Source organism: Kribbella sp. NPDC050470 (genome assembly GCF_044458365.1).
Lineage (GTDB): Bacteria > Actinomycetota > Actinomycetes > Propionibacteriales > Kribbellaceae > Kribbella.
This window is the reverse complement of record NZ_JBITHV010000004.1, coordinates 302,352-328,215: the sequence shown is the minus strand read 5'-3', so window position 1 is coordinate 328,215 and position 25,864 is coordinate 302,352. Positions and strand designations below refer to the sequence as shown.

Below are 25,864 nucleotides of genomic sequence, written 5' to 3'. Positions count from 1 at the left end.
GTCAGGGCAGCGCGTGCACGTGGGCGCCGACCTGGTTCGCGAACGCGTTGCCGTTCAGCGCGTCCCAGTTGGTCGACCAGGTCATCGCACCGCGCAGCGACGGCCATGTGGTGCTCGGCTTGAAGTTGCCGCAGTTCGTGCCCCGGGTCAGGCAGTCCAGGGCGTTGTTGACGATCTGCGGCGAGACGTAGCCGCTGCCGGCCGCACGGGACGAGGCCGGCAGGCCGAGACCGACCTGGTCGGGCCGCAGTCCGTTCTGCAGCATGATGCAGGCCTGTGCGGTGATGAAGTCGACCGTGCCCTGCGAGTACACCTGCCCGTCGCAGCCGTTCATCGAGCCGGAGTTGTAGTACTGCACGTTGACCACGGTCAGGATGTCCTTGATCGCCAGCGCCAGCTTGAAGTACTCGAACGACGTGCTCTGCATGTCGATCGTCTGCGGCGCCATCGCGATGATCAGCCCGCTGCCGAACGAGTTGCGCAGGCTGCGCAGCGCCTGGCCCATGTACTGCGCGTTGACCCCGTTCTCCAGGTCGATGTCGATCCCGTCGAAGCCGTACTCGCGCAGCACCGTCAGCGCGCTGTTGGCGAAGTTGGTCGCGGCCTCGGCGCTGCCGACCGAGATGGTGCCGTTCTGGCCGCCGACCGACAGGATGACCCGCTTCCCGGCCGCCTGCTTGGCGGCGATGTCGGCCTTGAACTGGGCCACCGTGTAGCCACCCAGCCCGGCCGAGTCCAGGTTGAAGGTGATGGCACCCGGTTGGGACGGTACGGCGTCGGCGAACGCCACCGCGATCAGGTCGTACGCCGCGTGGACGTCACTGATGCGCTGGACGGTGGCACCGTTGTTGAAGTTCTGCCAGTAGCCGGTCAGGACGTGCTTCGGCAAGGTCCCATCAGACGGCGGCGGAGTGGTCGGCGGCGTGGTGGGCGGAGTGGTCGGTGGCGTGGTCGGGTCCGGCGTACCGCCCGGACCGTCGAGCACGACGTCGTCAGCCTGGTACGGCGGCAGTCCGTACCAACCGTGCAGGTAGATCGTCACCCGGGTCGTGGAGGCACCAGTGGTGAAGGTGGTCGTCAGTTGGTTCCACGTGGTGCTCGTGCTCCAGGTCGACGTACCTCCCTCGAAGCCCAGGTAGACGTTCGAGCCCTTGACCCAGGCGGACAAGGTGTACGTCGTACTGGACTTGACCGGAATCGACTGGCTGCAGCGGGCGTTGTCGGACGACGTCGGGCTGCCCTGGAGCGCGTAACTGCCGGTGCGGGCCGAGGTCGTGGCGGCGCCGGCGGCACAGGTCCAGCCGGACAGATCTCCGGTTTCGAAGGTGCCGTTCGTGACGAGATTGGTGGCGGCGGATCCGGTCGCGGGGACCAGAAGCAGGCCCGTGAGGGCGGCGAGAAGCGTGATCAGGGCGGGGATGATCGCGGCCTGGGGGCGGAGTGCACGCGTTTTCATGACTTACAAACTGTGACTGCGTAACTACATTGTCAAGAGCCTGCATAAAGTGAAAGCGCTCCCACAGGCAGAAAACTGAGGAAGCTTTTACATCCGCGAACCGGAGGAGGAAAGGCGACGGCCCCCGGCGGGGGGGGTGACCGGGGGCCGTCTTCGGCCACGGGCTCGGGGGGAGGAGCCGGGGGCCGTTCAGGAGGCGACAGTCTGCCACTGTCAGGGGGTATGTACCCCCCAAGACCGAGTTCCACACATCTCAGTTCGGTTGCAACTGAGACTGCGTCACCCAGGCGCTGAAACCGCCCGATCAGGCGTTTCCGGCCAGTGTCACTGTCACACTGTCAAACAGTCTAACGGGAGACCGGCCCACACAAAAGCCCGGGTCCCTCGGCGTTTCGCCCCGATGCCTATGCTCGACCCCATGGCGCACCCCGGGACGGGCCGATCGGCCGCCTTCTTCGATCTGGACAAGACCATAATCGCCCGATCCAGCACGCTGGCCTTCTCGCGGCCGTTCTACGCCGGCGGCCTGATCAACCGCCGGACCGTCCTGCGCAGCGCCTACGCCCAGTTCGTGTACCTGCTCGGTGGCGCCGACCACGACCAGATGGAGCGGATGCGCGAGTACCTGTCCGCGATGTGCACCGGCTGGGACGTGGAGACGGTCAAGGCGATCGTCGCCGACACCCTGCACCACATCGTCACGCCGATGATCCACGAGGAGGCGGTCGAGCTCATCGACCAGCACCACGCGGCCGGCCGGGACGTGGTGATCGTGTCGTCGTCCGGGGCCGAGGTGGTCGAGCCGATCGGCGCGATGCTCGGCGCCGACAAGGTGATCGCGACCCGGATGGTAGTTGCTGACGGCAAGTACACCGGCGAGATCGAGGACTACGCCTACGGTCCGCACAAGGCGACCGCGATGTTGGCGCTCGCCGAGGCCGAGGATTACGACCTGGCGAGTTGCTACGCGTACTCCGACTCCGTGACCGACGAGCCGATGCTGGCTGCGGTCGGTCACCCGTTCGCGGTCAACCCGGACAAGGGCCTGCGCCGGATCGCGGTCGCCCGCGGCTGGCCGGTGCTCGACTTCAACGAGCCGGTCGGGCTCGCCGAGCGGAACCGTTTTCGCGACGTACGGCGACCTGCCCTGGCCACCGCGGCGGTCGCCGGACTGGCGGCGTGGGCGTTCTTCCTAGCCTCGCGGCGGCGTACCCGACGGCCCGAAAGCTGAGCCGGCGCCGGGACCGGAAGCTGAAGGATGCTTCATTGTTCTCAACTCCATGAAGGTCACGTAAGCCCTTCACAGAAAGGGTTTTCAGGAGTACAAAGGAAGCACAAAGGACCTTCGGGTCCGGTAGAGATTGCACGGAACCCAGGCACCCACGCGGCGACCAGCCCATCCCAACCGGGCAGCGCGACCCAGGCCAAGTCCTGTGGCGGCAGACAGGTGCACGCATGGTAACCAGGATGACGTGCCAGCGACGGCGTTCTCATCAGAGAACGCCGTTCGCACGTCCCGGGTCAGCCCGCCAGCGGCGAGCGCTCGGCACCGAGTGACACCACTTCACAGGACCGCAGCAACCAGTCACGAACTCCGGTCAGCCCTCGCGCTGCGTAGTCGCCGAGGCCCGACGAATAGGTGCCTGCCAACTCATAGTGACCGGCCTCGGGCACCGTGACCGCGACGGGGTCGATGCCTCGGGCAACCAACATGCAGCGTTCGGCCGCCCGGGCAACCAGTCCGTTGGCGGTCGGGAAGGGGCGCAGGATGGCGAGCTCGGCATGGACGACCGCCGCGACCACGAGACCGGGCGCCTTGGTCGGGCGGGTCAGGTTCTGGGCCAGGGCGCTCAGCCGCTCCCACATCTCGTCCGCGCCCGGGGCCGGCGGCAGGCCCGGGATGTCGTCCGGCACCGGTTCGCGACTGGTCCGGAGATGACCCAACTGGTCTTCCGGCCCCAGATCGGCCGCGGCCAACTGGTGCAGTCTGGTCCAGACCTGCACCGGGGCGGTGTCCGTCCGGGGCGCGAGCCGCATCAGCTCGCCGGTGATCCGGACCGCGCCGGTCGCCAGTCCGTCCGCGGCTCCTCGCCGTACCTCGTCGAGGGTCGCCGGGCTGCCGGCCAGGGCGGCCGAGGCGTGCGCGCCGCGGAGCAGCGCCTCGGCGGTGACGTCCGAGCCGACCTTGCGCAGACCACGGTCCCGGAGCAGTACGTCGACCGCGTCGCGGGCCGCCCGCGCCGCCGACCCGACCCCCTCGAGACCGCCTAGTGGCTCGAACACATCAGCACTCATAGCTGCACCCTAGGATGACGTGGCATGGCGCTCGGCACCGTCCCCAAGTTCAGCATCGTGGTCCCCTGTCACGCCTCCCGGGCGTGGTTGCGGTCGTGCCTGGACTCGGTGCTCGGTCAGTCGTTCACCGACTTCGAGATCATCGGGGTGGATGACGCCGATCTGGACGGCTCCGGCCGGATCCTGGACGAGTACGCCGCGGCCGATCCGCGGGTCCGGGTGCTGCACCTGGACGAGAACGTCGGTCTGGGCCTGGCCCGGAACGCCGGGCTGAAGGAGTGCCGCGGGGACTACGTGCTGTTCCTGGACGCCGACGACCTGTACCTGCCGGGCTCGCTGGAGGCGATCGCGACCCGGATCGACGCGACCGACCGGCCGGACATCCTGCTGTTCGACTACGAGCGGATCTTCTGGGACGGCCGGGTGGTCCGCAACCAGCGGCACGACGCCTTCGCCGGCCACGGCGCCGGGGTGTTCACCGCGGCCGAGCGGCCGATCTTCCTGACCTTCCTCGAGGTGGTCTGGAACAAGGCCTGCCGGCGGGACTTCCTGACCCGGCACGGCTTCGCGTTCACGGCCGGGTTCTACGAGGACGCGCCCTGGACCTACTCGACCATGCTGACCGCCGAGCGGATCGCCACCCTGGACCGGGTGGTCGTTCACTACCGGCAGCACCGCACCGGCGGCAACATCCACGCCACCGGCGGCCGCCGGCAGTGGGACATCTTCGACCAGTACGACCGGGTGCACGCGTTCATCCAGTCCGACCCGGAGCTGGCCGGCTGGCGGCGGTTCGCGTTCGACCGGTCCCTGGACCACATCCTCGCCGTCCTGGCGAAGCCGGAGCGGGTCGCGCCGGACGACCGGGCCGACTTCTTCCACGCGGCGCACGCCTTCGCCAAGCGCTGGAAGCCGGAGGGCTACAACACCGACCGCACGGGCCGCGGGTTCAAGCGCTGGATGCTCATCCACGACGACTACGCGACGTACTCCACGCTCAAGCTGAGCGCCAAGATGCTGCAGGTCCAGAACCCGCGCAAGGCGGTCGGCAAGCTCCGGCACCGCGGCAAGCTCGACCCGAACCTGGCCGCGTACTGCTCCTACTGGTTCAAGCAGTACGCCTGCAACCCGCGGGCGATCTACGAGAAGGCGGCCGAGCTGGCGCCGCAGCTGCGCGGGGTCTGGGTGGTCGACGCCGACCACCTGCACGTCGTCCCGGAGGGAGTCGAGTACGTCGTCGCGGGCTCACCGGCGTACCAGAAGCTGCTCGACAAGGCGACGTACTTCATCAGCAACATGAATTGGCCGAAGGAGCTGGAGAAGCGGGAGGGGCAGATCCACCTGCAGACCCAGCACGGGACACCGCTCAAGACGATGGGGACCGACCTGCGGCACTTCCCGGAGGCCGGCCGGGACCTCGACCTCGACGAGCTGATGCGGCAGACCGACCGCTGGGACTTCAACCTCTCGGCGAACCGGTACTCCTCGGAGATCTGGGAGCGGACCTACCCGGCGTACTTCGAGGAGCTCGAGTACGGCTTCCCTCGGAACGACCGGCTGCTCAACGCGAGCCTGGACGAGGTCCGCGCGATCCGGGCCGGGTTCGGCTTCGACGACTCGCACCTGGTGGTGCTGTACGCGCCGACGTTCCGGGACGGGGTCGACTCGGTGCGGCTGCCGACCGGCCTGGTCGATCTGGGCGGGACCGGCATCCACCTCGACCTGGACCGGCTGGCCTCCTCGGTCGGCGACCACGGCCGGGTGCTGGTGCGGACGCACTACTCGCTGTCGGCGACGCCCGAGGTGCACTCGGGCAAGGTGATCGACGTGTCCCGGCACCCGCGCGTCGAAGACCTGATGCTGGCGGCCGACGTGCTCATCTCGGACTACTCCTCCATCACCTTCGACTACGCGAACCTGGACCGGCCGATCGTGCTGCTGGTCGAGGACCAGACCTTCTACGACGGCCGCCGCGGCACCTACTTCGACATCACCGAGTTCCCGCCCGGCCTGGTCGCGCGGTCGCCCGAGGAGCTGCTGGCCGGCCTGCGGTCCGGCGCGTTCGCCTCGCCGGAGGCCGCCAAGCACCGGCATCTCTACCGGGAGAAGTTCTGCGAGTTCGACGACGGCCGCGCGGCCGAGCGCGTCGTACGGCGGGTGTTCCTCGGCGAGACCGACGTGCCGCCGATCACGCCGCTCGCGGAGCGCAGCCCGGCACCCTCGGCGCACTTTCGTGCATAATGGCTGACATGTCGATCAGCCTGGAGTCCGCGAGCGCCCTGCGCCTGCGCCTCAGCCTGCGACGACGACGCACTGTGTGAACACCTCATCCGTCGTTCCAGTGCGTCTACTTCAAAGGACCTGTGATGTCCGCTGTTCTGCCTGTCCTGGCCACCAGACTGTCCACCGCCGCCGCGGCTGCCTTCGGCTCGTCGTACGGCGACCTCGACCCTGAGCTGCGGTCGGCGACCAAGCCCGAGTTCGGCCACTACCAGAGCAACCTCGCGCTGCGGCTCGGCAACGCCCTCGGTCAACCGCCGCGGGCGGTCGCCGTACGCCTGGTCGAGGCGCTCGACGTCGCGGACCTGTGCGAAACGCCTTCCATCGCTGGGCCCGGCTTCATCAACCTGACGCTGAACCAGTCGACGCTCGCCGCCGCGGTCAACCAGCCGCAAGCCTTCACGCCAAGGAACCAGCGGGTGGTCGTCGACTACTCGCAGCCGAACGTCGCGAAGCAGATGCACGTCGGCCACCTCCGGTCGACGGTCATCGGCGACGCGCTCTGCAACGTCCTGCAGTACGTCGGCTACGACCTGGTCCGGCAGAACCATGTCGGCGACTGGGGCACGCAGTACGGCATGATGATCGAGCAACTCCTGAGTGAGGACCTCGCCGCGGAAGCCCTTGATCTGGAGGGTTTGCAGCTGCTGTACGAGCGGAGCCGGAAGCACTTCGATGCCGACGGCGCCTTCGCCGACCTGTCCCGGGCCCGGGTCGTCCTGCTGCAGTCGGGCGATCCGGAGACGCGGGCGATCTGGCGGCGGATGGTCGAGGTTTCGCTCGACGACTTCGACCAGGTCTACGCGCTGCTCGGCTCCAAGCTGACGCGGGACGACGTGGTCGGCGAGAGCGCCTACAACGACGACCTGCCGCGGATCGTCGACGAACTGCTGGAGAAGGGTCTGCTGACCGAGTCCGACGGTGCGCTGTGCGCGTTCCTGCCGGGATTCAGGGGCCGGGACGGGCAGCCGCTGCCGGTGATCGTGCGGAAGTCCGACGGCGGGTTCGGCTACAGCGCGACCGACCTCGCCGCCGTCCGGCACCGGGTGTCGACGCTGCACGCCGACCGGATCGTGTACGTCGTCGACCACCGGCAGGCTCTGCACTTCGAGCAGATCTTCACACTCGCCCGGATCGCAGACTGGTTGCCGTCGACAACGACTGCGGAGCACGTCGGCTTCGGGACCGTGCTCGGCCCGAACGGGAAGCCGTTCAAGACCAGAGCCGGCGGCACGGTCAAGCTGACCACTCTGCTCGACGAGGCGGTCACCCGGGCCGACGCCCTGCTCGAAGGGCGGGAGGGCATCGACCGGCAGGCCACGGCGAAGGCCGTCGGGATCGGAGCAGTCAAGTACGCCGACCTGTCCAGCGACCGGGGCAACGACTACGTGTTCGACCTGGACCGGATGGTCGCGATGACCGGCAACACCGGTCCGTACCTGCAGTACGCGCACGCCCGGCTGACCAGACTGCTGTCCAAGGCCGGTACAAGCCACGACCAGGTCACCCAGCTTAAGGACCCGGCCGAGCAGCAGCTGGCGCTGCTACTGACCGGCTTTGCGGACGTCGTCGTACAGGTGGCCGAGACGCTGCAGCCGCATCGGCTCTGCACCTATCTGTACGACGTCGCGACCGCACTGTCGGCGTTCTACGAGCTGTGCCCGGTGCTGACCAGCGAAGGCGAGACCAGAGCAAGCCGGATCGCGCTCTGCACGGCGACCCGGAAGGTGTTGCACGATGGACTGGGCCTGCTCGGCATAGCGGCCCCGGACGCCATGTGACTCTTCAGGAGGTTGCCCATGCTGCCGTGGTCCGCGGATCTGGCCGGCCGGTTCGAGCAGACGACGTACACCAGCGAGTTGCTGCGCGGGAACCCGCTCGGTGACCCGCATGAGCGGCCGGTGCTCGTCTACCTGCCGCCCGGGTACGACGACTCCGACCGGCGCTACCCGTCGATCTACGTGACGATGGGGTACACCGGTCACCTCGGGATGCTGTTCAACCGGACGGCGTTCCGGCAGCCCTGGCCGGAGTTGGTCGACGCGCTGTTCGCGACCGGCGACGTGCCGCCGGCGATCGTCGTGTTCGTCGACACCTGGACGAAGTACGGCGGCAGCCAGTGCCTCGACTCCCCCGGCACCGGGCAGTACCACTCGTACCTGTGCGAGGAGATCGTCCCCTGGGTCGACGCGACGTACCGGACCGTCGCCGACCGCGACCACCGGGCGATCACCGGTAAGTCCAGCGGCGGCTACGTGGCCATGGTGACGCCACTGCTGCGACCGGACGTCTTCGGCGCCCTGGCCACGCACGCCGGCGACGCGGCCTTCGACCTGTGCTACCGGCCCGAGTTCCCCGAGCGCGCACGGACACTGCGGGACAAGTACGACGGCAGCTACGACAAGTTCTTCGAGTCGGTGGCGACCCGGATCGGGCGGACCACTGACGAGGACCTGCACCTGATGGAGATGTACGGCTACGCGTCGGCCTACTCCGCCGAACCGGACGGGAAGGTGCTGCTGCCGTTCGACGAACTGGGTGTGCTGATCCCGGAGGTCTGGGCGCGCTGGCTGTCCCGCGACCCCGTCGAGATGGTCCGCGAACCGCAGTACGCCGACGCGCTGCGCTCGCTGCGGGCGGTGTGGATCGACGCCGGCCGGCAGGACGAGTTCTACTTGGACCTCGGCGCGACTGCGTTCCGTCGGGCAGCCGGAAGGGCAGGTTTCCCCGACGATCGGCTGCACTTCGAGCTGTTCGAGGGCACCCACGGCGGGATCGAGTTCCGCTACCCGATGGCGATCGGCTGGCTGGCCGAACGGCTGCAGTAATTCGGGTGCCCGGATCGCGAGGCACGCCGTACCTTCGAACCATGAGCTGGCCGGAGGGGATCGAGGCGCGCCCGATCGACAAGGGTGACGCGGACGCGTGGGCGGAGTTGCTGGCCGCCAAGGAGAAAGTCGACCAAGAGGGGGAGAACTACGACGCCCAGGACCTGATCGACGAACTGGAGGACCCGCACCTCGATCCGGCGCTGGACACCATCGGCCTGTGGGCCGACGGCCGGATGGTCGGGTACGGCAAGCTGCATGCCCCCGAGGGCCTGGTCGAGATCGACCGGGTCACCACCGAGGGCACGGTCCATCCGGAATGGCGCCGGCGCGGCATCGGCTCGGCTCTGATGCCGTGGCTGATCAAGCGGGCCGGCGAGCTGCACGTGGCCCGGCACCCGCAGGCGCCGGGTGAGGTGACCGGCAACCGGATCAACACGAACGTCGGCGCCGAGCGGCTGTTCCAGAAGTTCGGCTTCGAGGAGCGCCGGTACTTCTTCGACATGAAGCGCCCGCTGGACCAGCCGGTGCCGGAGGTCGCGCTCGCGGACGGGCTGCGGATCGTCCCGGTCGACCTGGCGATGAACGAGGCGCTGCGGGTGGTTCACAACGACGTGTTCGCCGACCACTGGGGTTCGACCCCGCGCGACGCGGACAGCTGGAACACCTGGTTCACGGGTGCGCGGGCGTTCCGCGGGGAGTCGTCGTACGTCATCCTCGACGGCGATGCGATCGCGGCCTACGTGCTCGGGTACGAGTACGAGGCCGACACGGAGGCGACCGGGATCCGGGAGCTGTACATCGGCCAGGTCGGGACCATGAAGGCCTACCGCGGCCGCGGTCTGGCCGGCGTGGCACTGGCGAAGGTGCTGACCGAGGCGGCCAAGGCCGGCTACCAGCGGTCCGCGCTTGGCGTGGACGCGGACAACCCGACGGGCGCCCTGGGCCTGTACGAGCGGCTCGGCTACTCGGTGTCGTCCAAGTGGACCAGCTACGGCCTGCCGATCTGACCTCAAGGGGTACGCCAATGACCGGCGCACCCCCTGGGGGTTCTCAGATGTGCGAGTCGACCATCACCGGCTCAGGCGAGCGCTCGATCGGACCGCGGCGGAACCAGGTCCACGGGCGGACGCTGAGGATGATCACCGTCAGGCTCAGCGCGGCGTAGACGAGCGAGCCGACGAAGGCTGCGTGCACGCCGTCGGTCAGCACCTCGCGCGGAGCGGCCGACGTCGAGTTGCGGCTCGCCGTACCGAAGATGGTGACCAGGATGCCGAGGCCGAGCGCGCCGCCGACCTGCTGGACCACGTTCAGCATGCCGGACGCGGCGCCCGAGTCCTCCGGTGCGACGCCCGAGATGGCCCGGCCGACCAGCGGGATGAAGATCATCCCGGCGCCCAGGCCGAACAGCAGCATCGGCCCGACCACATCGGCCAGGTAGGTGCTGCGAGCATCCAGTCGGGTCAGCCACACCGTGCCCAGAGTCACGAGTACCGACCCGGTCAGCATCAGCTTGCCGCCGTCGATCCGGGCGACCAGCCTCGGCACGATCCGGGACGAGGCGAACAGCAGACCGGTCAGCGGCAGGAAGGCGAGACCGGCCGCCAGCGGGCTGAGCTCGAGCACACCTTGCAGGTACTGCGTGAGGAAGAAGAACATCCCGAACATCGTCCCGACCACCAGCAGCATGGTCAGGTACGACGCCGAGCGGTCAGCCGACCGGAACAGCCGCAGCGGGACGATCGGGTGGCTGACCCGGCGCTCGATCAGCACGAACGCGACCAGCAGCACCACGCCGACCGTGAACGCGGCCAGCACCTCGGCCGACGTCCAGCCGACCTCGGCGACCCGGATGAAGCCGTAGACGAGCGAGGTGATGCCGAGCGTCGAGGTGAGCGCGCCGGCCACGTCGAACCGGCCGGTCTCCGGCTCGGTCTCGGTCAGCACCTGCCGCGCCGCGATGACGAGTCCGATGCCGATCGGCACGTTGATGAACAGACCCCAGCGCCAGGACACCCAGTCCGTCAGCATGCCCCCGAGCACCAGGCCGACGCTGCCACCACCGGACGACACCAGGCTGTAGTAGCCGAGCGCCTTCATCCGTTCCGGACCTTCGCGGTAGGTGAGCATGAGCAGGGTCAGGGCGGCCGGGGCCGCGATGGCGCCACCGATGCCCTGCAGGACACGGGCGGCGAGCAGGAGCTCGGCGTTCGGGGCGAGGCCGCCGAGCAGGGAGGCGAGCGTGAAGACGCTCACGCCCGTGACGAACACGCGGCGGCGGCCGAGCAGGTCGCCGGCCCGGGCGCCGAGCAGGAGCAGGCCGCCGAACGCGAGCGCGTAGGCGTTCTGCACCCAGGACAGGCTGGAAGGGCTGAAGTCGAGGGCTTGCTGGATCTTCGGCATCGCGATGTTCACCACGGTGCCGTCGAGGATGACCATCAGCTGGGTGATCAGGATGACCGCGAGGACGACCCCCGGCCGCCGCGCGGGCGAGCCGGCAGCGGCGCCGGCCGGGCCTGAGGTTGTTGCCGACATATTGCTCCTTACCCCGAAGGGGTTACAGTTGAGAGAGAAAGCGGAGCGCTCCTCCGGATACAATACGGAGGCTGCCTCCGCTTTAGCAAGCGATATTCTCGGTGAACTTTGTGCGGAGCCCCCGCTACGGACAGTGAGGAGGCCGGATGGCGCCGACACCCCTGCCGTCGACGCGGCCGACCCGTGCCGACGCGGCGCGGAACTACGACCTGCTGGTCACCGCCGCCCAGGAGGCGTTCGCCGAGCACGGCACCGACACCTCGCTCGAGGAGATCGCCCGCCGGGCCGGCGTCGGCATCGGCACGCTCTACCGCCGGTTCCCGAACCGGGTCGCGCTGCTCGAGGCGGTCTACATCGACGAGATCCAGTCGGTCTGCGACCGGGCGTACGACTTCGACCGGGAGCTCGAGCCGTTCGAGGCGCTGGCCGCCTGGCTGCGCAGCTTCGTCGGGTACGGCCTGTCCAAGAAGTCCCTGGCCAGTGAGCTGACAGTTGCTCTAGGCAAGGACTCGCCGTTCTTCCAGTCCTGCAAGGTGAACGTGCAGGAGGCCGGGCAACTGCTGCTGGACAAGGCGAAGGCGGCCGGCGAGGTCCGGCCGGAGCTCGAGCTGATGGACATCATGCGGCTGGTCGGGGGGATCAACATGGGCCGGGACATGGAGCCCGAGCAGGCCCACCGGCTGCTCGACATCGTCCTCTGCGGTCTCAGGCCCGCGTCCGCCTGACCTCGGCCAGCGACGGGTTCGCGGCGTCTCGCTCGGTGTAGGTGAGCCGCTCCCGCGGGAACGGCCAGTAGATCGCAAGCTCGGGGTCGAACAGGTCCACCGTGACGCGCTCCGGCGACCAGTACTCGTTCACCAGGAAGTTGTAGACGGTGTGCGGCTCCAGCGTGCAGAACGAGTTGCCGACGCCGCGTGGGACGTAGAGCGCCTGCCCGGCGTCGAGCTCGAACGTCTCCACCCGGCCGAAGGTCTCACCGGCACGCAGGTCGACGATCGCCGCGAACACCCGGCCCACCGACGGCGACAGGTACTTGTCCCAGGGCTCGGCGTGAATTCCGCGGGTGACGCCGGGCTCGGCCAGGTACAGCACGTTGTGCTGCCGCACCTCGAAGTGTGGCATCCCGGCGGCCTCCAGCTTGGCGGCGTGGAAGCTCTCCTTGAACCAGCCGTCGTCGTTCGGCTGGACGTCCAGATCGATCCGCAGCACACGGGGATCGTCATCGGCGCACCTGCCGGCGGGCCTCGAGCTGCGCCTGGTCGGCGGCGGTCAGACCTGCGTCCCAGCCGGCGCCGTTGGTGATCCTGGTCCGCCGGGTCGTGGTCCTCGGGAACAGCCTGGTGAACAACGCATCCACCTGCTCCTCCCGTTTCGTCAGCACCGGCAGCAACCGGTCCGCGTCCTCCTCCGGTACGGCGGCCTGAGTCGCAGCCGTGGTCGCCTGCAACCGCTCCCCGATCCGCTGCGCGTACGCCATCAGGAACGACTGCCGGAAGGACCTGGTCCGGGATTCGCCGCGCCGCCCAATGTGTTTGCCTGCGGCAAGCATCGCGCGGTTGGCCTGCACCAGCAGGGAGGTGCTGAGAATCTCGGTGAGCTGCAGGTCCAGCTCGGCGCCGACGATGGAGACCACAGCGAGGTCGTCGATCACGACCGTCCGGCACCGGTTCGCCGACGCGACCGCGCCGACCAGTTGCGCCTTGGCCGACACGTACGGCGTGTCGACCCAGATCCGGCGGCCGGCGGAGTCGTCGGGGATCTCCACCGCCGGGTCGGCCTCGACCAGGGCGCGGTCGAGGGAGAACTTCGCCATCAGCTCCTGCGCCTTGCCGGACAGCGCCTCGGCCTCGTCCGGGAACTCGGTTGCCTCCGCCTTTGCGAGCAGTCCCCGGATCCGCGCGAGCACCTTCCCGTTCGCCGGGACCACGGGCTTGGTGGCCTGGTTCGCCGTACCCGGCAGGGAATAGAGACGAGCCAGGATCGGAAGTGATTGGAGGAAGCCGGCGAGGGACAGGGCGTGGTGGAGGGTGAGGTAGCGGCCGACTCGAGCCGCTGCGGCCCAGGCGGTGAGGCTCAGCTCGGTGAAGGGTTGCGAGACTCCCAAGTCCGTCAACTGGTCGAGCCAGCGTGGGTCGATGGTGGTGACGCGATAGCCCTGGTGCTCCGCGGAGATCGCTGCCAGCAGCAACGGTTCGATGCCCGGATCCAGCTCGCGCCGCCCGTGCTGGACGACGTCGGCCGGGGACCAGCCGCGCTGCCAAGTGGCCCGGAGCAGACCGATCAGAAACCCTTGCAGGCAACGGTCCACCTGCGCCTGGTCGCGCTCGTCGTACGCACCCAGGCGGGCCAGTTGCTGGTCGGCCCGATCGTCGCGCACGGCAACGATCGACGCCGCAACCGGCAACAATCGAAGGACCTCCTCATCACTCACGCGGTCGAGTCTGACACTCAACGAAGTTGTCACTCAAACGCGATGCGGAGCCCTTGTGGAAAACCGGCCCTTTCTTAAGCCTGTCTGAAGACAGCGCGCGAAGATCTGCCCAAAAGGCCGCTGTCGCACGGGAGGCAGGCGCCTAGCCTGACAGCAGCACAAATCGGGGAGGGGAATCAATGACTCAGCTTGCGGAAGCCGGCTTCGACGAACTACGCGCGGCCCTGACAGGCAGCGTGCTCGGACCGGGCGAGGACGGGTACGACGACGCCCGGCGGCTGTGGAACGCACAGCACGACCGGCGCCCGGCGGTGATCGCCCAGGTGCGGTCCGCCGAGGACGTCGCCGCCGCCGTCCGGTTCGCGGTCGCGCAGGGACTGGAGATCGCGGTTCGCGGCGGCTCGCACAGCATGCCCGGTGCGTCGTCGGTCGACGACGGCCTGATGATCGACCTGAGCGGGATGAACCAGGTCACGGTCGACGTGGAGGCCCGCCGGGCCCGGGTCGGCGGCGGCGCGCTGCTGCGCGACCTCGACGCGGCGACCCAGCCGCACGGTCTCGCCGTACCGGCCGGGATGGTCAGCCACACCGGTGTCGGCGGGCTCACGCTCGGCGGCGGGATGGGCTGGCTGAGCCGCCAGCACGGGCTCAGCATCGACAACCTGGTGTCGGTCCGGATCGTCACCGCGGACGGCAGCATCCTGCGCGCCGCCGAGGACGAGAACCCGGACCTGTTCTGGGCCGTCCGGGGTGGTGGCGGCAACTTCGGCGTGGTGACGGAGTTCGAGTTCCGGCTGCACCCGGCCGGGCCGATGGTCAACTACGGCCTGGTGTTCTGGGGCCTGGAGCAGGGCGTTGACGTGCTCCGGCTGGCCCGGGAGCTGATCCCGAGCCTGCCGCCGACGTTCACCGTCGTACCGGCCTGCCTGAACGCGCCGCCGGCGCCGTTCGTGCCGGAGCAGCACCACTTCCAGCCGGGCTACGGCCTGGTGGTGGTCGGGTTCGGCGCGCGGGAAGAGCACACGGAGGTGCTGGAGCGGATCCGCGCCACGTTGCCGCCGCTGTTCGAGTTCGCGACGCCGATGCCGTACGTCGCGCTGCAGCAGTCGCTGGACGAGGCGAACGACTGGGGCCACTACTGCTACGAGAAGGGCACCTACCTCGAGGAGCTGTCCGACGGCGCCATCGAGGTCATCACCGAGCACGTACCGAAGAAGAACTCACCGCTGTCGGCCGTGCTGTTCTACCGGCTCGACCACGCGTACTCGGCGGTCGCCGACGACGCGACCGCGTTCGGTGGCGGGCGGACGGACCGGTACGCGGTGTTCGCGATCGCGCAGACCCCGGTGCCGGAACTGCAGGACGCCGAGATCGCCTGGGTGCGGGGGTTCTGGGACGCCCTGCAGCCGCATGCGGTCAACATCGGCAGCTACGTCAACGGCATGACGGACTACGACGAGGCCCGGCTGCGGGCGTCGTACGGCGATGCCAAGTACGAGCGGCTGGTCGAGATCAAGCGAAAGTACGACCCGGCCAACGTGTTCCACCGGAACCAGAACATCAAGCCCTGAGGCCGGCTCCTGGTCCGTCGGCGGCGTCAGATCGAGGCGGCGCCGTCGACGACCAGGACCTGGCCGTTGATGTTGGTGGTGTCGAGCAGCAGCATCCGGACCACCGGCACGACGTCGTCCGGCTCGGTCAGGTGGCCGGTCGGCGTCCGGCGGACGATCTGGTCGAGCTGGGTCTGGCCGAGCACCGCGGACATCTCCGAGGCGAAGAAGCCGGGCGCGACCGCGTTCGCGAGCACCCGGCCGCCGAGCTCGCGGGCCAGCGAACGGGTCGCCGCGTCCATCCCGCCCTTGGTGGCGGAGTACGCGACCAGGCCTGGGTAGCCACGCTGGCCGCAGATCGAGGTGACGTTGACGATCCGGCCCTTCAGGCCCTTCGTGAGCATCCGGCGCAGTACGAACCGGGTCAGGATCAGCGGCGAGGTCAGGTTGGTCTGGATGATCTCGGCCAGGTGGTCGGCCTTGGTGTGGACGTGCAGCGAGTCCTGGCCGATCGCGGCGTTGTTGACCAGGCCGTCGATCGGGCCGAGGGTCGCCTCGACCGCCTTCACGAACTCCTGACCGGCCGCGGCGTCGTTGACGTCGACGGAGCCGTAGTACAGGTGGTCCGGGTACTTCTCGCCGAGGGCGGTCAGCTCCGGGGTCACGGTCCGGGCGAAGGCGGCCACCTTCAGCCCGGCGGCGAGCAGGTCGGTGACGATCGCCAGCCCGAGGCCGCGGGACCCACCCGACACCAGGACGACCGACGCGGGCGGGACCACGCTGGATTCAGACTTCACTCTTGAGCGTCTCTTTCTGCGGGATCTCGTCGAGGAACCGGATCCGCCGCGGTACGCCGTAGTCCGGCAGCCGGCTCGAACACCACTGGACCAGGTCGGAGTCGGTGATCGGGCCGAGCGCTGGGTTAGGCACCACTTCGGCGGCGACCATCCGCCCGACCAGCGGGGCCTTGCGGGCGAACACCCGCGCCCAGGAGACGCCCGGGTGACCCATCAGCACGTTGCGGACGATGCCGGCCGAGACCTTCGAGCCGCCGACGTTGATCTCGTCGGTGTCGATCCGGCCGGTGATCAGCACCCGGTCGCCCTCGAACTCGACGCGGTCACCGGTGTGCACCGCGCCGACCAGTCCGGCGCCGTGGTGCGGCGAGCGGATCACCAGCTCGTCGCCGTCCAGCGACAGCATCGGGCGGTCCGGATCGGGCTTGCGGTCCAGCCACTCGCGCGGGAACCCGGCCTGCCCGTCGTGCACCACGATCGACGCCCCGACCTCGGACGACGCGTAGATCCAGGAGATGCGGGCCTTCGGGAAGAGCTCGCGCAGCTGGTCCAGGATCGCCTGGTCCACCGGTTCGCCGCCGAGCGTGACCTGCTCCAGCGGTACGTCGGCCAGCGCATCGGCATCGCGGTAGATCGCCTGACGCCAGAAGGTCGGCGTACCCGAGGCGGCGGTGACACCGTGCTCGGCGGCGATCGCCGGCCAGTCCTCCAGCTCGTCGGGCTCGATCACGACCAGGCCTTGATCGGCGTGGGTCAGTGAGAGCGTGACGACCTGCCACCACGCATAGGTGCCGGGTGAGTACGGCAGGAGCCACGTGCGCGGCGGCTGCTCGCCGGTCACGGTCGTCAGGGTCTCGAGGGTGTGGCCGATGCGCCTGGGCCGACCGGTCGAGCCCGAGGTGAGAAGCCAGGCGCGGCCGGATTCCTCGACCCGCTTGAGCTTCGCCGGTGTCACGTCGCCCTCGGGCAGCACGATGGCGAAGCCGGACTCGCCCAGCTCCTCGCGCATGCGCTCGTCGACACGGGTGCGTGTCGCCACCAACAGCTCGGTGCCGTGCACCGCGTGGTGGCGCAGGGCGGCCAGCGCGTCCGCACCGTTGTCGACCAGCACGGCGGCCGGCGACGGAAGTTGCGGAAGCTTGTGCAGGGTCCGCCAGGTCAGGCTCTTCCCGGCGACGACAACCGTGTTGTCGTCACCGATGAGGGCGGTGCTCCGGCGCCGCGTGGTCACGCCGACTGGAGGTGCTCGATGAAGTCCAGCACGTCGCCGACAGTGGCGATCCGGCGCAGCCCGGGGGCATCGAAGTTCAGCTCGTCACCCAGCTCGTCCTCGACCCGGAGGGCCAGCTCGGAGAAGTCCAGCGACCGGAAGCCGATCTCGCGGAGATCGGCGGTGTCGTCGCCCGGCAATGTTCGTCCTTGCGCCGTCATCACCTCGCCCATCAACTCCCTGACCCTGCCGCGTGCTACCGAAGTCATGAGGCCAAAGCCTAGCTGGTGCGTTCGGCGGCTCAGGGCGGCTGATCGGCGGCGCGACGTCGTACGAAGGCCTTGAAACGTTTGACCCGGCTGGAGATCTCCCAGCCGATCAGGGCGATCAACGGCGCCGCGGCGGCGACCGCCGCGAGCACGATCCTTTCCTCGACCGGCAGGCCGGCAATATGCAGAGCGGGCGAGCATCGGACCTCCCGTCTGACCTGGGAGATTACCGAGTGTAAAGGTGAACTTCCGTGCGGTAAACGGCTCGCCGCCTGCCAGTGCGAATCCCGCGACTCATACACTTCTGCGGGTGATCAGAGTCGGGCGGAGCAAGCGGGTGCCCACCGCCCGAGGCCGGCGGGTGGCGCGCGGTCGTGGGGCCCGGGTGGCCGCGATGGTGAGCCTGCCGGTGCTGCCACTGGCCTGGTTCGTCGCGTTGCAGGAGCATCCGCCGTGGATGCCGGGCGCGTACCTCGGCTACCTGCTGCTGGTGATCGCCGTACCGGGCACGATGTTCTGGCGTCGGCTCACCGGCGGCACCGGGTGGTTCACGACCGACGTCGTCCTCGGTACGGCCTTCGGGCTGGCCGTCGAGGCGTTGCTCTACCCGCTCGGGATGGTGTTCAGCATGCCGCTCGCGGCGCTGCTGATGCCTGCGCTGGCGTTCGGCATGGTTCGCGCACTGCCTCGGCGCAAGCTGCCCGAGCGTCCGACGCCGTGGTGGGCGATTGCGGGCGGCATGGCTGCGGTCGGTGTGGCGGCCGCGTGGTTCGTGCGGGTCGGCTCGCAACTGATCCCGCTGAACGGGCCGAGTGCGCTGCGGCCGAACTCGGACGCGCCACACAGCCTCGCACTGGCTGCCGAGCTGACGCACCACTTCCCGCCGAGGATCCCGTACGCCGACGGCAAGTCGCTGACCAGCCACTGGGCCGCGTACGACCACATTGCGTCTTCGCACTGGATCACGAGTGTTCCGCTCGATGTGCTGACGCACCGGATGGTGCCGTTCGCGTTGCTCTTGCTGACCCTGCTGGGAGCCGGCGCGGTCGGCATGCTGCTGACTGGGCGCGCTGTCGCCGGGCCGATCGCAGCCGGGCTCACAGTGTTGGCCGGCGATCTTACTGCTTGGCCGTGGAGCGTGTCGGACCGGTTGTTCACCGACACCCCGTTCTCGCTCGGCCAGCTGACGAATCCGCCGCAGGCGTTCTCCACGGTGTTACTGCTACCGCTGATCGCGGTCACTGCGGTGCTGTTGCGACGCAAACCCGGTCAGACGCGTGCGCAGCTCTTTGGACTGTTCGTTGCGGCCGGAGTGCTTGTTGCTGCGCTTGCTCTGACCAAGGCGACCACGCTGCCGGTGTACGCCGCTGGGCTTGCTGCAGCCTGGGTCTACTTGACTGTCCGGGCTGGTCGGCTCAACCTGCGTGCCCTGGTGCTTGGTGTGGGTGTGGCGGCCGCGTATGCGCTGGCGTTCTTCGTCGTACTGGGTGGTGCGTCGTCCAGCGTGATGTTCGACCCGGGTGCGACGTTCGAGTACATGGCCGAGCGGATGGGCGGTAGTGGGTCCACGGTCGCTGTGATTGCTGCGGTGGTCGCGATCGGGTGGCTGATGCCGGCTGCCGGTGTGCTGCTGATCCGGCGACGGCTGCCACGTGATCCGATGCCGGTGTTCCTCGTCGTTGGGTTCCTGGCTGCGCTGGCGGCTGGAGCGTTGCTGTACGACGACGGACAGGCCCAGCTGTTCTTCGTCCGCACTGGCTTCATCTACGGCGTGCTGCTCGCCACCTGGGGACTTGGCTCGCTGGAGCGGCGTCAGCACTGGGTTGCCGCGATCGCATTGCTCATCGGGGTCGCCGCGATCTACTGGGGTCGCTACCGGTCCCCGTCGTCGTGCACGTCGGAGAGCTGCTTCGGTCAGGGGCTGGCGGTGGCTCTGGCGATCGCGGTGCTCGGCATCGGCGTGTTCGGGCTGATCTTGCGCGGCAAACGTCGTACCTGGGCTGTCATCGCGGTCTCGGTCCTCCTGGGTACGACGGTGTCGCCGACGGCGGTGTCGTTGCGTGAGTTCGCCACGCCGTCGTTGACCGAGTACGAATCGATCGCGCCGGGCGGGATCGAAGCGGCGCGGTTCATCCGGCGCAACTCGGGGTCGGGCGACCTGATCGCGACCAACCTGCACTGCCACCGTGCCCGCGCGTCGCACTGCCTGACGGGCTCCTACTGGATCGCCGGGTACGCCGAACGCCGCGTGCTCGTGCAGGGCTGGGCCTACAAGACCAGAGTGGACGACACGTACCCGGACGGCGTGCAGAGCAGCTACTGGGACGAGGAGAAGCTGCGCCTGAACGACGAGGCGTTCACCAACCCGACGCGCGACGTACTGGAGACCCTGCGGACGCGGTACGGCGTCCAGTGGCTGCTACTCGACGACCGTGTCGGCGCCCCACCGAAGAACCTCGAGCGCCTCACCGAGCTCCGCTTCCACCTGGGCACGGTCCGCGTCTACCAGCTCTACCCACCCCCACCGGCCAACCCGTTCCCGACGACCACACCGTCCCCGACGGGCTCGCCGACCGGTTCCCCGACCGGGTCACCGACCCAGTCGCCGTCGACCCCGGGCCAGACCTTCCCGTCCCCGACGTTCCCGACCCAGACCCTCCCCACGCCGGTTGTCCCCGGCCAAACCTTCCCGACCACAGGCACCACCCCAACCTTCCCCACCGGCCCCCTCCCGACCCAGATCACCACCACACCAGGCATCCGAGTCCCCTGACCGCTCAGGGCCCGAGCAGCGCTGCCGGGACGACCGCGATCGCGTCGGCCCGCCGGTACGCCTCAGGTCCGGTGTAGACAACCACTGCATCCAGCAGGTCGTCGCCGATCTGATTCTTCAACCACAGCAGGTGTTTCACGTCGGCGTCACCGACGGAGGACGCCAACTTCACCTCGAACGCAAGCACCCGTTGATCGGCGCGCTCCACGATCAGATCGACCTCGTGGTCGCCGTTCCTCGTCCGCAGATGCCGAACGGATGCCTCCGCAGCCTGCGCGTACACCCTCAGGTCCAGGGTCACCAGCGCCTCGAACAACTGGCCGAGTAGGACACCGTCCCGAATCTGAGGCGGCCCCTTGATCGCCCCATCGAGCAGAGCCGGCGCATCTGCACCGAGCAAAGCCGCGGCCAGCGCCGGATCAGCCAACTGATGCTTGGGAGCGGACGCCAGCCGGTTGAGCCGGTTGCGCGTCGGCAGCCACGCTTCGACGGGCTCCAGCAGCCACAGCTGACTGAGCACATCCCGGTACGCGATGGTCGTCGTCTTCGCAGGCTTGTCGCTGTCACCGGCGGTCGCGGCGTCCAAAATCGCGTTGTACGACGTTGTTGTCGCGGTGGCCGCCGCATAGGCAGCCAACCAGGCTCGCAACGTGGCCGGCCGACGTACCAGGTGTCCGTGCTCCGGGAAGTCCCGCTCGACGATCCGTTCCAGGTAGCCCGCCAACTGCGCTCTGCGAGCACGGCCGGACAGCCGCCGGATTCCCGGGAAGCCCGACCGGACAATCTCTTCGGCGTACGCTTCCAGGTCCAGGTCCGACGTTCCTTCGACTGGTTCGCGAGCGCCGCTGAGCAGCGCGCGAAGGCTGACACGCGGTACTGCGATGCCGCGCTCAGCCAGAGACATCGGCCGCATGCGCAACCGGACGATCCGGCCGGCTCCCGAGTGGGTCGGAGTGTCGGCCGGACTCGCGCTACCGGTGAGCAGGTACCGGCCCGGCTCGGCACCGCGGTCCACCGCCCGCCGGATCACATCCCACACCGGCGGGTGCAGCTGCCACTCGTCGACCAGGACCGGCGGCGACGTGGCCCGCTCGAGCCGAGCCGGATCCGCCGCGAGCAGTTCCCGCTGGCCTGCCTCGTCGAGCGCGAACACGGTCTTGGCCCGGCGGACCGCAGTCTCGGTCTTGCCGACGCCTTTCGGACCGTCGAGCGTGATCGCGGGCAGGTCGGTGAGGTCGTCCAGCTCGGCGTCGACGGCTCGCCGCAGGTAGCCACTCACCGCGCTAGACTACCGTTAGCAGGACTCAAAGACTACCTTTAGCAGCTCTTTAACACTACCGTTAGCAAGTCAGCGCACGACCAGTGCCGGGATTGGGAGGCTTTGGTTGGCGAGGCGGTCTAGGGCTGTGACTGTGTAGAGGTAGGGCTTGCCGGGGGTTGCGGTGGGGTCTGTGTAGGTGGGAGTGCGGGTGGTGGCGATCAGGTTGCGGGCGTCGGTGTCGGGGCAGTGGTCGCCGCCGGTGAGCTCCCGGCGGTAGATGGCGTATGACGTGGTGTCGGATGACGTACGGCGCCAGGTGAGCTCGACGCCGTCAGCGGTGCGAGTGGCCCGGACGGCGTGGACGGGGAGGGGTGCGCGGGAGTCCAGGTTGCGCATGGTGGGGATGAGGGCCGGGCGGGTGTACCAGATGTTGTTGAGCAGGGTGGTCGCACCGAGGCGGTCGGCGCGGACGTCCTTCGCGGAGAAGTAGATGTCGCCCTTGACCTCTGGGACCGCGGTGTTGAAGGCCAGTTGGTCACTCAGCTCGGCCGGGTCGGACCAGTCCGGCGACTGGGTCGACGTACCGACCTTGTAGGTGGCGTGGCCGATGTAGAGGTGTACGTCGGTGCCGCGCACCTGCTCGGCCCACCACGGGACGATCTTGTTGTAGTCGGCCGGCGCGAACCCGCCGGCCCAGTAGACCTGCGGGACGATGTAGTCGATCCACTCCTCGCGCACCCAGCGCCGGGTGTCGGCGGACAGGTCGTCGTACGTCTGGACGCCGGCAGTCGTGTCGGAGCCGAGCGGGTCGGTGCCCTTGTTGCGCCAGACCGCGAACGGCGAGATGCCGAACTTCACCCACGGCTTGGCGGCCTTGATCCGCTGCTGCATCTCCTGGACGAGCAGGTCGATGTTGTTCCGCCGCCACTCGGCCAGCGTCGGGAAGCCGGCGCCGTACTCCGCGTACGTCGCCGCGTCGTCGAAGACCTGTCCGGCCACCGGGTACGGGTAGAAGTAGTCGTCGAAGTGCACGCCGTCGATGTCGTAGTTCGCGACCGCGTCCATGATCGCGTCCTCGACCAGCTTGCGGGCGGCGGGGATGCCGGGGTTGTAGTAGAGCTTCCCGCCGTACGTGACCACCCAGTCCGGGTGCTGCCGCGCCGGGTGCGTCGGGACGAGCGCGTTGATGTCCGTGCCCATCGACAGCCGGTACGGGTTGAACCAGGCGTGCAGCTCGAGGTTGCGCTTGTGCGCCTCGGCGACGGCGAAAGCGAGCGGGTCGTAGCCGGGGTCGCCGCCCTGCTTGCCGGTCAGGTACTGCGACCAGGGCTCGACCTTGGACGGCCAGAACGCGTCCGCGGTCGGGCGGACCTGCAGGATCACGGCGTTGTGGCGCTGGCGGACCGCGTCGTCCAGCCAGCCGATCAGCTCGGCCTGCTGCTGGGCCGCGGTCAGACCGGTCTTGGACGGCCAGTCGATGTTCACGACCGACGCCACCCAGCTCGCCCGGAACTGCCGGAGCGGCGTGGATGCGCTGGGCTCGCACCGGTCATGAGGTGCGGGTACGGCGGACGCCGTACCGGTCAGACCGCTCAGCAACAGACCTGCCGCCACGCCGAGGACGCCCATGACTCGCCAGACTCTCATGTCACTCTCCGACCATCTTCGCCGATGAACTCGAAAGATGTTTACACACGAAGGGCGGTGCAGAGAAGACGCTGCGCCTCGTCGAGGTGCCGAACGCCCCTCGACGAGGCGCTAGGTTAGGTGCATGCTGCGCAGCGCCACTGAACGAGATGTCGACACGATCCGGCGGCTGCGGAACCAGCAGGCCAATCGCGACGTCAGCATCACCTCGCACGAGATCGGGGCGGACGAGCACGCCGCGTGGTGGGCGAAGGCGTCCGCCGACGCCAGCCGCCGGGTGCTGATCTACGAACGCGACGGCGCGACCGCCGGGGTCGTGAACTTCTTCGACCTCGAGGGATCCACGGCCGCCTGGGGATTCTTCCTCGACGCCGACGGCCTGGCCGAGCGCGGCGAGACGCTGCCGGCGTGGATCGAGGTGATGCGCGAGGCGACGTCGTACGCGTTCGACGTGCTCGGCGTCGACCTGCTCACCGGCGAGGTGCTGGAACACAACACCGTGGTCCGGCAGATGAACCGCCGGTTCCGCTTCACCGAGGGAACGCCAGAGACCCGGTACGCCGACGGCCGCGAGCTGACCGTGATTCCGATCAGCCTGCGCAAGCAGGACCGCAGACAGGGGAAGTAGATGAGCACCACGATCGACATCGGCGGCGTGCAGGTCGGTCCGGACCACCAGCCGTTCGTCATCGCGGAGATGTCGGGCAACCACAACGCCGATCTCGAGCGGGCGAAGGACATCGTCCGGGCGGTCGCGGAGTCCGGGGCGCAGGCGCTGAAGCTGCAGACCTACACCGCGGACACGATGACGCTCGACGTCGACCTGCCCGCGTTCCGGCTGCCGTCCGAACACGAACTGTGGGCCGACGCGCGCCTGTACGACCTGTACGCCGAGGCGAACACCCCCTGGGAGTGGCACGAGCCGCTGTTCGAGCTGGCCACGTCGCTCGGCCTGGTGGCGTTCTCGTCAGCGTTCGACCAGACCGCGATCGACTTCCTGGAGAAGCTGAACGTCCCGGCGTACAAGGTCGCCTCGAACGAGATCGGCGACCTGCCGCTGGTCCGCGGGATGGCGGAGACCGGCAAGCCGATCATCATCTCGACCGGCTCGGCGACGTTGACCGACATCGACGCCGCGGTCCGCGCGGCCCGCTCGACCGGCAACGAGCAGATCATCGTGCTCTCGTGCACGGCGAGCTACCCGGCGCCGCCGGAGCAGTCCAACCTGCGCGCGATCCCGGTCCTCCGCGACGCGCTCGGCGTCCAGGTCGGCCTGTCCGACCACACTATGGGCATCGGCGCAGCGATCGCGGCCGTCGCCCTCGGCGCCACCGTCATCGAGAAGCACGTCACCCTGAAGCGCGACGACGGCGGCGTCGATTCGGCCTTCTCCCTGGAGCCGGGCGAGCTCGAGTCACTCGTCGAGAACACCCGCATCGCCCAGCTGGCCCTCGGCCAGCCGATCATCGGCCCCAAACAGGCCGAGCAGAACGTCCTCCGCTTCCGCCGCTCCCTGTACGTCACCAAGGACGTCCAGGCCGGCGACCTCGTCACCCCCGAAAACGTCCGCTCCATCCGCCCCGCCGGCGGCCTCGCCCCGGACCTCCTCGCCCAGGTAACCGGCCGCCCCTTCCGCACCAACGCCCAAGCAGGCACCCCCCTCACCTGGGACCTGCTCTGAGATAGGGTTCGTGGCTCCGGCGCCGATCGTCGAGGCGGTGATGATGAAGAAGCGAGTCAGCTGGCCGACTGTCCTGACGACCTTCGTCGCGATTGCAGTGGCGGTGCTGTTCAGCTTCCTCTCCGAGATCGTCAGCGATCGCGCGGAACAGGCCTGGGGTTATCCCGTGGCGCTCACGGTGACTTCACTTGCGGCGATCCCGCTCGTCATCGGCGGGCTCGCCCTCCGGCGGAGCGTGTTCCCGCGGCAGCCACCACGCGTCTTCACCGCGGCCGACCAGGCCTGGCACGAGGCGCTCGCCGACCGCGAAGTCGTACCGGGCGGCAGCAAGGAACTCCGTTGGTGAAGCCAAGCGTGCCGAGCCGTCGCCCCGCCGGCGCCGACCCGGACGACGACTGGGCTGCCCGCCTCCCATGGCACGAGGACGCCCGCGACGCCGGCCAGGCAACGCTTCGGCGGCACGCCGCCGAGCTACGCAACGAAGCCGAACGGATCGCCCGGCGCAAGGGCGCCGCGACCGTCTCGAAGACCTTCGTGCACGAGGCCGGCGCCCACCTCGGCCTGTCCACCCCCTCGGGCGGATCCGACGTCCTGCTCGGTGTCGGCGGTCTCCTCCTCGGTATCGCCGGCGGTTTCGGTGCCGCCCTCCTGCTCACCCCGACGGAGGTGACCACGGCTCTGACCGTCATCTCCGTCATCGTGGTCGTCCTGGGAACCGCAGCCTTCGCCGTCGGGGCAACCCTCAAGATGAAACAGCGCTGAGATGTCCGGGTACTTGTTGTTTCCGGGGCGGCATCATGTGCTGACGAGGTTTCAGGCGGGGTTTCTGCAGGGGCATGCGGACGGGCGGA

At 68.9% G+C, this 25,864-nt stretch carries 22 protein-coding genes; 12 read left to right on the top strand and 10 right to left on the bottom strand.

Annotated features, from left to right (window positions below; all coding sequences use genetic code 11):
* Window position 1 precedes the first annotated feature (1 nt).
* Window positions 2-1,456, bottom strand: a complete 1,455-nt coding sequence (locus tag ACIBGM_RS13615; protein WP_360527169.1) for a glycosyl hydrolase family 18 protein — start codon at window positions 1,454-1,456, stop codon at window positions 2-4.
* A 406-nt stretch (window positions 1,457-1,862) separates the two neighbouring features.
* Between ACIBGM_RS13615 and ACIBGM_RS13610 the strand changes: the two genes are divergently transcribed.
* On the top strand, window positions 1,863-2,687 hold the full coding sequence (locus ACIBGM_RS13610; RefSeq protein WP_360527267.1) for an HAD-IB family hydrolase: 825 nt from the start codon (window positions 1,863-1,865) through the stop codon (window positions 2,685-2,687).
* A 290-nt stretch (window positions 2,688-2,977) separates the two neighbouring features.
* On the opposite strand, the gene ACIBGM_RS13605 is transcribed toward ACIBGM_RS13610, so the two are convergent.
* Window positions 2,978-3,751 (bottom strand): cell filamentation protein Fic, encoded by a 774-nt coding sequence (locus ACIBGM_RS13605; protein WP_360527166.1) that lies wholly within the window; start codon window positions 3,749-3,751, stop codon window positions 2,978-2,980.
* Between the two features lie 24 nt (window positions 3,752-3,775).
* Between ACIBGM_RS13605 and ACIBGM_RS13600 the strand changes: the two genes are divergently transcribed.
* From ACIBGM_RS13600 to ACIBGM_RS13585, 4 genes are all read left to right on the top strand, one after another.
* The gene (locus tag ACIBGM_RS13600) at window positions 3,776-5,992 is read left to right on the top strand and encodes a CDP-glycerol glycerophosphotransferase family protein (RefSeq protein WP_360527163.1); all 2,217 of its coding nucleotides are present in this window, start codon (window positions 3,776-3,778) and stop codon (window positions 5,990-5,992) included.
* 137 nt (window positions 5,993-6,129) lie between these two features.
* A complete protein-coding gene (argS, locus tag ACIBGM_RS13595; protein ID WP_396385834.1) occupies window positions 6,130-7,812 on the top strand; it encodes an arginine--tRNA ligase in 1,683 nt (560 codons plus the stop codon).
* 18 nt (window positions 7,813-7,830) lie between these two features.
* Window positions 7,831-8,859, top strand: coding sequence for an alpha/beta hydrolase-fold protein (locus tag ACIBGM_RS13590; RefSeq protein ID WP_360527157.1), 1,029 nt, complete (start codon window positions 7,831-7,833; stop codon window positions 8,857-8,859).
* 41 nt (window positions 8,860-8,900) lie between these two features.
* On the top strand, window positions 8,901-9,869 hold the full coding sequence (locus tag ACIBGM_RS13585; RefSeq protein WP_396385617.1) for a GNAT family N-acetyltransferase: 969 nt from the start codon (window positions 8,901-8,903) through the stop codon (window positions 9,867-9,869).
* A gap of 43 nt (window positions 9,870-9,912) precedes the next feature.
* Here the strand turns inward: ACIBGM_RS13585 and ACIBGM_RS13580 are convergent, their stop codons facing one another.
* Window positions 9,913-11,394: an MFS transporter gene (locus tag ACIBGM_RS13580; RefSeq protein WP_360527151.1), complete on the bottom strand. Its 1,482-nt coding sequence runs from the start codon at window positions 11,392-11,394 to the stop codon at window positions 9,913-9,915.
* A gap of 146 nt (window positions 11,395-11,540) precedes the next feature.
* Between ACIBGM_RS13580 and ACIBGM_RS13575 the strand changes: the two genes are divergently transcribed.
* Window positions 11,541-12,119, top strand: a complete 579-nt coding sequence (locus ACIBGM_RS13575) for a TetR/AcrR family transcriptional regulator (RefSeq protein WP_396385615.1) — start codon at window positions 11,541-11,543, stop codon at window positions 12,117-12,119.
* Here the strand turns inward: ACIBGM_RS13575 and ACIBGM_RS13570 are convergent.
* The gene (locus ACIBGM_RS13570; protein ID WP_396385614.1) at window positions 12,100-12,603 is read right to left on the bottom strand and encodes a dTDP-4-dehydrorhamnose 3,5-epimerase family protein; all 504 of its coding nucleotides are present in this window, start codon (window positions 12,601-12,603) and stop codon (window positions 12,100-12,102) included. The genes ACIBGM_RS13575 and ACIBGM_RS13570 overlap by 20 nt on opposite strands.
* Before the next feature lie 10 nt (window positions 12,604-12,613).
* Window positions 12,614-13,825 carry a DUF2786 domain-containing protein gene (locus ACIBGM_RS13565; protein ID WP_396385613.1) on the bottom strand — a complete coding sequence of 404 codons (1,212 nt, stop codon included), beginning with the start codon at window positions 13,823-13,825 and terminating at the stop codon, window positions 12,614-12,616.
* Window positions 13,826-14,004: 179 nt separating this feature from the next.
* Between ACIBGM_RS13565 and ACIBGM_RS13560 the strand changes: the two genes are divergently transcribed.
* The gene (locus ACIBGM_RS13560; protein WP_396385612.1) at window positions 14,005-15,396 is read left to right on the top strand and encodes an FAD-binding oxidoreductase; all 1,392 of its coding nucleotides are present in this window, start codon (window positions 14,005-14,007) and stop codon (window positions 15,394-15,396) included.
* Between the two features lie 26 nt (window positions 15,397-15,422).
* Here the strand turns inward: ACIBGM_RS13560 and ACIBGM_RS13555 are convergent, their stop codons facing one another.
* The 3 genes from ACIBGM_RS13555 to ACIBGM_RS13545 are packed head-to-tail and all read right to left on the bottom strand — an operon-like array spanning window position 15,423 to window position 17,651.
* Window positions 15,423-16,172: an SDR family NAD(P)-dependent oxidoreductase gene (locus ACIBGM_RS13555; protein ID WP_360527136.1), complete on the bottom strand. Its 750-nt coding sequence runs from the start codon at window positions 16,170-16,172 to the stop codon at window positions 15,423-15,425.
* A complete protein-coding gene (locus ACIBGM_RS13550) occupies window positions 16,162-17,403 on the bottom strand; it encodes an AMP-binding protein (protein WP_396385611.1) in 1,242 nt (413 codons plus the stop codon). The genes ACIBGM_RS13555 and ACIBGM_RS13550 overlap by 11 nt, the downstream gene beginning before the upstream one ends.
* Window positions 17,400-17,651 (bottom strand): phosphopantetheine-binding protein, encoded by a 252-nt coding sequence (locus tag ACIBGM_RS13545; protein ID WP_360527130.1) that lies wholly within the window; start codon window positions 17,649-17,651, stop codon window positions 17,400-17,402. The genes ACIBGM_RS13550 and ACIBGM_RS13545 overlap by 4 nt, the downstream gene beginning before the upstream one ends.
* Window positions 17,652-17,961: 310 nt before the next feature.
* On the opposite strand from ACIBGM_RS13545, the gene ACIBGM_RS13540 reads away from it, so the two are divergent.
* A complete protein-coding gene (locus ACIBGM_RS13540) occupies window positions 17,962-20,424 on the top strand; it encodes a hypothetical protein (RefSeq protein WP_396385610.1) in 2,463 nt (820 codons plus the stop codon).
* 4 nt (window positions 20,425-20,428) lie between these two features.
* Here ACIBGM_RS13540 and ACIBGM_RS13535 read toward each other — a convergent pair whose 3' ends face one another.
* On the bottom strand, window positions 20,429-21,703 hold the full coding sequence (locus tag ACIBGM_RS13535) for an ATP-binding protein (RefSeq protein ID WP_396385609.1): 1,275 nt from the start codon (window positions 21,701-21,703) through the stop codon (window positions 20,429-20,431).
* A gap of 69 nt (window positions 21,704-21,772) precedes the next feature.
* Window positions 21,773-23,332 (bottom strand): glycoside hydrolase family 10 protein, encoded by a 1,560-nt coding sequence (locus ACIBGM_RS13530; RefSeq protein ID WP_396385608.1) that lies wholly within the window; start codon window positions 23,330-23,332, stop codon window positions 21,773-21,775.
* 124 nt (window positions 23,333-23,456) lie between these two features.
* On the opposite strand from ACIBGM_RS13530, the gene ACIBGM_RS13525 reads away from it, so the two are divergent.
* From ACIBGM_RS13525 to ACIBGM_RS13510, 4 genes are read left to right on the top strand one after another with little or no spacing between them, the layout of a single operon-like run.
* Window positions 23,457-23,960, top strand: a complete 504-nt coding sequence (locus ACIBGM_RS13525; RefSeq protein ID WP_360527118.1) for a GNAT family N-acetyltransferase — start codon at window positions 23,457-23,459, stop codon at window positions 23,958-23,960.
* The gene (gene pseI, locus ACIBGM_RS13520) at window positions 23,961-25,013 is read left to right on the top strand and encodes a pseudaminic acid synthase (RefSeq protein ID WP_396385606.1); all 1,053 of its coding nucleotides are present in this window, start codon (window positions 23,961-23,963) and stop codon (window positions 25,011-25,013) included.
* Window positions 25,014-25,023: 10 nt separating this feature from the next.
* Window positions 25,024-25,359 carry a hypothetical protein gene (locus ACIBGM_RS13515; RefSeq protein ID WP_360527112.1) on the top strand — a complete coding sequence of 112 codons (336 nt, stop codon included), beginning with the start codon at window positions 25,024-25,026 and terminating at the stop codon, window positions 25,357-25,359.
* Window positions 25,353-25,775 (top strand): hypothetical protein, encoded by a 423-nt coding sequence (locus tag ACIBGM_RS13510; protein WP_360527109.1) that lies wholly within the window; start codon window positions 25,353-25,355, stop codon window positions 25,773-25,775. The genes ACIBGM_RS13515 and ACIBGM_RS13510 overlap by 7 nt, the downstream gene beginning before the upstream one ends.
* Window positions 25,776-25,864: the final 89 nt, after the last annotated feature.